Raw genomic sequence first — 473 nt, 5'->3', positions numbered from 1 at the left:
TGTTCCTGCGGGCGTTCACCTTCGGCCACGTCCGCCAGCTCGACGCGATCGCATCACGGTTCCTGACCGCGCTGGCCGGGCTGACCGGGCTGCTGGGCGCCAGGGCCGCGTCCGGGGCGAACGCCGACGGAACCGGGTACGCGTTGCTCGATGTCGACGACACGATCATCGAGGTCCACGGCTACGCCAAGCAGGGCGCCGGGTTCGGCTACTCCGGTGTCCGTGGCCTCAACGCGCTGCTCGCCACGCTCGCGACCGCGACAACGGCGCCGGTGATCGTGGCCCAACGACTCCGCAAGGGCGCGGTCGGGTCGCCACGCGGCGCGAAGCGGCTGGTCGGCGACGCGGTGCGGACCACCCGACGGCTGCTCGGCACGACCCAGCCGGTGCTGGTGCGGATGGACTCGGCGTTCTACGGCCGCGGACCGGTCCACGCCGCGATCAACGGCGGTGCCGCGGTGTCGGTCACGGTC

General features: G+C 72.9%; 1 protein-coding gene. It reads left to right on the top strand.

The genetic code is table 11. The features are described from left to right. Positions 1-473, top strand: a 473-nt coding sequence (locus ACYQ0U_RS22810) for a transposase (RefSeq protein ID WP_459976170.1), incomplete at both ends; no start/stop codon positions are given.

The sequence above is a fragment of the Nocardioides pyridinolyticus genome, from assembly GCF_054653575.1.
This window is presented reverse-complemented; position numbering and strand designations above follow the sequence as displayed.